Raw genomic sequence first — 5,126 nt, 5'->3', positions numbered from 1 at the left:
CCGCCCGGGAGGGCGACAACCATCAGCGGGTGCCCCGCGCTGGAGAACGGCGCGGCGTCAGCTCACGACGTCGGGGTCAGTAGACGTCGAAGTCGTCGACTCGCAGGACCCAGGTGCCGCGGTAGCGCCAGTCACTGGGGCCGAAGCCGAAGTACCGCCAGCCCGCCCAGCCGACCCGGGTGAAGTCGCAGCTGAAATCGTCCCACCAGCCACGGAGCACGCCGAGGTAGCCGGCCCGCTGGCACGCCAGGTATCCACGGTGGAACGACGCGACGCGGTCGCCGTAGCGCGCGCGGTCGGTCCAGCCCCAGCCGCCGGCGGAGTCCCAGCCGCGGCCGCGGTGGTAGCTGCTGCCGCGGTGCCAGTTCGAGCCGCCGTGCCAGTACCCGCCGGAGTCACCGCGGTGCCAGGTGCGGTGGCGGTACCAGCTGGCGGTCACCCGCTCGCCGCGGCGGTGCTCCCGGTAGCGCCAGTCCCGGCTGTCCCGGTGCCGCGAGTCCCGGCTGTCGCGCGAGTCCCGGCCCTCGCGACCGTCTCGACGGTCACGTCCTTCACGTCCTTCACGGCCTTCACGGCCTTCACGGCCCTCACGACCTTCACGGCCCTCACGCCCGTCCCGGTCCTCGCGGCCCTGCCGGCCTTCGCGCCCGTCGCGGTCCTCACGCCCGCGCCCGTCCCGGCCGTCCTGTCCACGCTGGCCGTCCTGTCCGCGCTGGCCGTCCTGTCCGCGCTGGCCGTCCTGTCCGCGCTGGCCGTCCTGTCCGCGCTGGCCGTCGCGGCGGCCCTCGTCGTCCTGGCCGTCGCGGCGGGTCCGGTCGTTCCGGTCCTCCTGGCGGTTGCCACCACGGTCCCCGCGGTCGGTGGTCTCACCGCCCTGGGCGTCACCGCGGCTTCCTCGGTCGCCGCGCTCACGGCGCTCACCGCCACGGTCTCCGTCCCCGTGGTCCCCGTCGCCGTGGCCGTTCGTGCGGGTCCGCTCTCCGAAGCCACCCTGCCGGGCTTCGACGCCCCCCTGCGTCGATCCTCCCTGGTCGGTCGCCGGCCCCGCCGCGGCCGGCACAGCCACCGGCACCGCGGGGACGGCGGGTACCGCGGGCACGGCTGGAGCCGCCGGCACCGCGGGCGCCGTAACGGCCTCCGGAGCCTCGGGATCCAGTGGTTCGGCCAGCGCGGGAGCGCCCAGCGTCAGCGTCGTACCGGTGGCCAGCACCACGCCGACGAGCGCGAGGCCCCTCCGTCCGGGCTTGCGAGTCATCTCTCGTCTCCGATCTTGTCTTTTAGGACAAAACGGATACGAGCAGCTTTGTTCGCGATGGCGAGTCCGACGTGCCGTCGTTTGTTGTATTAGCGGGCTTTTATCCCCCTTCAGTCGATCCCCCTAGGGCTAATCGGCTGAACGCGTCGGTGAACGGCGTTACCGATACCGGAGTCCGTGCCCCCGGCGGAACAGCGGTGCCCGGGAGTCGTCCGGAACGTCCTCGAGCTGCCGGTCGGCGGCGGCCTGCGAGGAGGGCAGCTCGAACGGCAGCCGGCCGCCGGGCGTCCGCTGACCGAGCACGGTCTCCAGCAGCACCTCGTCCGAGACGCCGTAGTCGGCCAGCACCGCGGCGGCGCGGTCGACGACGTTCGTCAGCACCAGCGGGCGGTCGAGCTTCGGGACCGCGACGGTCGGAACCCCGGCCGCGGCCGCCCGGCGGAAGGCCTGGTAGTCGGCCTCGGCGCCGGTGAACGTCAGCCCCAGCGTGCCGGAGCCGCTGCGCGGATCGGCGAGCCGGACGATCGCCAGATCGGCCCGCGCCGGATCGGTGGTCACGGTGAGCCCGGCGGCCTCCGCGGCCTGCGCGCTCACGCCGGAGAGGTAGACGGTGCGCACCGACCGGGCCGGGAGCACCCGCTTCCGGTTGGTCAACAGCGTGAGCGACGCCGCCTGCGCCCGGTCGCCGATGTCCTGGAACCGTGCGTTCCCGGAGAGCCGGGCCGCGGCGGCCGGGTCCACGTACGGGTTCTCGAAGAGACCGAGCTGGAACTTCTGGATCAGCACCCGCCGCGCGGCCTCGTTGACCCGGGCCGTGCTGATCAGGCCCGCGTTGACCGCCTGGGTGACGTTCCGCGGCTCGTTCGAGCCGCCGATCTGGTCGACGCCCGCGTTGATCGCCTTCGCGAAGCGCTGGATCACGGTCAGGTTCTCGACGCCCCACGGCATGCCGGCGCCCCACGGCCCGACGAAGAACGCCGGGGGCCGGTTGTCCCGGCACGCCTGCGGGCAGTCGCCGGTGATCGCCCAGTCCGAGACGATGACGCCGTCGAAGCCGTAGCGCCCGCGCAGCAGGTTCTTCAGCAGGAAGCTGTTGAAGCCGGCGCCGACCTGCTCGACTCGCTGGCCGCGGATCACCAGGTTCCGCAGGATCGAGTAGGTGGGCATGATGCCTGCGGTCTCGGCCTCGAACGCGCCGGTGAACGGGACGATGTGCGCGCCGAAGTTGCCACCGGGGAACGTCGCGTAGCGTCCGTAGTAGTAGTGGCTGTCGTAGCCGTTGTCCTGGGCGCCGTAGCCGACCCAGTGCTTCGTGACCGTGGCGACGCTGGCCGGCCCCAGCCCGTCCGAGCCGTGCTGCAGTCCGGAGACGTAGGCCTGCACGTGGCGCCGGGCGGTTCGGGGGTCGGAGCCGAACGTGCCGTTGACCCGGGTCCAGCGGGGCTCGGTGGCGAGGTCCGCCTGCGGTGACAGCCCTTCGGTGATGCCGACCGCGCGGTACTCCTGGCGGACGATGTCGGCCAGCTGACGAGTGAGCGCGGGGCTGCCGGTGGCCGCCCAGCCGATCGCGTCGGGCATCGCGGTGGTGCCGACCCCGGCGACGGTCTGGCCCTCGGTCACCGAGAAACCGTTGCGCGGGTCGGTGGAGATGACGGCGGGGATGCCGAGGTTGGCGTTCTCCGCGACCTCCTGCACCGCGTTGTGCGCGGTGCCCAGCGCGTCCGGCGCGATCGCGAGCCGGGTGATGAACGTGTTGACGTGCCGGGCGCCGATCAGCGTCCCGAGCTGCGCCGGGTCGTAGCCGGTCTCGGTGGCCGGCAGCGTGCCGTGCACCAGCAGCCCGGCCTTCTGCACCAGCGTCATCCGCTTGATCAGGTCGTCGGCGCGCGACTCCGGCGCCAGGCGCCAGTCCTCGTACGGCGTCAGCGCCCCGTTGCGGTCGAGGTCGCGGAAGCGCAGACCGTCGATCGTCAGGATCGGAGCGCTGCGGGAACTCAGCTCCGGCTGCCGCGAGAGCCCTTTCGCGGGCGCGGCCACCGGCGCCGCGAGGGCGCCCACCACGATGCCGGTGAGAACGCAGCTGACGGTGCGTAACGCGGTCCGGGACACGGCGCCTCCTCGCTGAGGGCTGTGACGTGGATCACGTCACGGTATCCCATCAGGACGAGGCTCCGGGGGTGCGTGTGCGATCTCGTAGCCCAGGGGTCACGCGATTGCACACGCACCCGTGCGTGTCAGTAGCGCGTACCGGCGGGGGCGGGGAGCGCGTCGAGCTCGGCCAGGTCGTCGGCGCTCAGTCGCAGCGCCGCCGCGGCCGCGTTCTCCTCCAGTCGGGAGATCCGCCGGGTGCCGGGGATCGGCACCACGTTCTCGCCCTGCGCCAGCACCCACGCGAGCGCGACCTGCGCCGCCGTCGCGTCGTACCGGGCGGCGATCGCCTCCACCGCGTCCACGATGGCCAGATTGGCCTGCAGGTTCTCCTGCTGGAACCGGGGCAGGCTGGCGCGGAAGTCGTCCGCCGCGAACGCCGCCTCGCGGAAGGCGCCGGTGAGGAAGCCGCGCCCGAGCGGGGAGAACGCCACGAACCCCGCGCCGTTCCGGACGCACCACGGCAGCGTGGTCTCCAGGTGCTCGCGGGTCCAGAGCGACAACTCGGACTGCACCACGCTGATCGGGTGGACCGCCGCGGCCTCGTCGAGCTGCTCGACGGAGAACTCGGAGACGCCGATCGCCCGGATCTTGCCCGCTTGTACCGCCTCGGCGAGCGTCCCGATGCTGTCGGCGACCGGCACCTGCGGGTCGGGCCGGTGCAGGTAGTACAGGTCGATGTGGTCGACCGCGAGCCGCCGCAACGAGCCGTCGATCGCCCGCTCCAAGTGCTCGGGCGTGCCGTTCGGCCGGGGCATCCGCGACGCATCCGGATTGCCGTCCGGGGTGAACTGCGCGGCCAGCCCGCCCTTGGTGGCCAGCGTGACCTCGTTGCGCCGCCCGACCAGCGCTTTGCCGACCAACTCCTCGTTGGTGAACGGCCCGTACACATCGGAGGTATCGATCAGGGTCATGCCGAGCGTGACCGCGCGCCCGATCACCGCGCCGGGGTCGTCTGCCCCGGGATCGGTGCCGTACGCCCAAGTCATTCCCATGCAGCTCAGCCCGATCGCGCCGACGGCCGGCCCGTCCGCCCACAGCTGGCGGGTCTCGATCCGCTCGCTCACTGTTTCCTCCCGGAGAAGACGCTAGGTCGACGTTAGCCCTCTTCCAGCATCCGGATCAGGTCGGTGACGCTACGCAGTGCGCTGCGGGCGTTGTCGCTCCACTTCGCGTCCCCCAGCAGCGCCAGCGCCTCCCCGCCGAGGAACGCCATGCCGACGAGACCGGCGATCTGGTCGGCGGTGAACGGGCCGAGGGAGCCGAAGCGTGCCTCCGCTTCGCGCGCGACCTCGCCGAGCACGTCGTACCAGCCCTGGATCACCGCGAGGACGTCCTGGGCGATCGTCTGGTCGGACCAGCCCGCGGCGATCATCTCCTGCAGTACCCGGACGTAGCCGGATGCGAGGTCGTCGTCGAGGTAGTCGCAGGCCTGCTCGTACCGCTTCCAGAGCGGCGCCTCCGCGCCGTACATCCGGCGCTGACGCTCCAGCAGGCTCTGGTTCTCCCGAGCGAGCAGCGCCAGGACCAGCGCCTTACGGGTACCGAAGTGGTAGTGGATCTGGCTGAGCGGTACCCCGGCCGTGTCCGCCACCCGGCGGGTGGAGAACCGGCTGTAGCCATCGGCGAGCAGGCAGTCGCGCGCGGCGCTGAGGATCCGCGTCGGTGTGTCGGTCACGGAGCTCCGGTGTCGGGTGCGGGACAGTTCTCGTTCGGTCGATCG

Annotated in this window: 4 protein-coding genes; all 4 read right to left on the bottom strand. The window is 72.4% G+C overall.

What is annotated here, in order from left to right:
• Positions 1–76: 76 nt before the first annotated feature.
• A complete protein-coding gene (locus ABEB28_RS42300) occupies positions 77–1,255 on the bottom strand; it encodes a hypothetical protein (protein WP_345733961.1) in 1,179 nt (392 codons plus the stop codon).
• A gap of 159 nt (positions 1,256–1,414) precedes the next feature.
• Positions 1,415–3,364 carry a glycoside hydrolase family 3 protein gene (locus tag ABEB28_RS42295; RefSeq protein WP_345733960.1) on the bottom strand — a complete coding sequence of 650 codons (1,950 nt, stop codon included), beginning with the start codon at positions 3,362–3,364 and terminating at the stop codon, positions 1,415–1,417.
• A 125-nt stretch (positions 3,365–3,489) separates the two neighbouring features.
• The gene (locus tag ABEB28_RS42290; RefSeq protein ID WP_345733963.1) at positions 3,490–4,398 is read right to left on the bottom strand and encodes an aldo/keto reductase; all 909 of its coding nucleotides are present in this window, start codon (positions 4,396–4,398) and stop codon (positions 3,490–3,492) included.
• Positions 4,399–4,502: 104 nt separating this feature from the next.
• Positions 4,503–5,081 (bottom strand): TetR/AcrR family transcriptional regulator, encoded by a 579-nt coding sequence (locus tag ABEB28_RS42285; RefSeq protein ID WP_345733959.1) that lies wholly within the window; start codon positions 5,079–5,081, stop codon positions 4,503–4,505.
• Between the last annotated feature and the right edge of the window lie 45 nt (positions 5,082–5,126).

The sequence above is a fragment of the Cryptosporangium minutisporangium genome (assembly GCF_039536245.1).
GTDB lineage: Bacteria > Actinomycetota > Actinomycetes > Mycobacteriales > Cryptosporangiaceae > Cryptosporangium > Cryptosporangium minutisporangium.
Note: the sequence above shows the minus strand (reverse complement) of the source record. Positions and strands in the feature narration are given on the sequence as shown.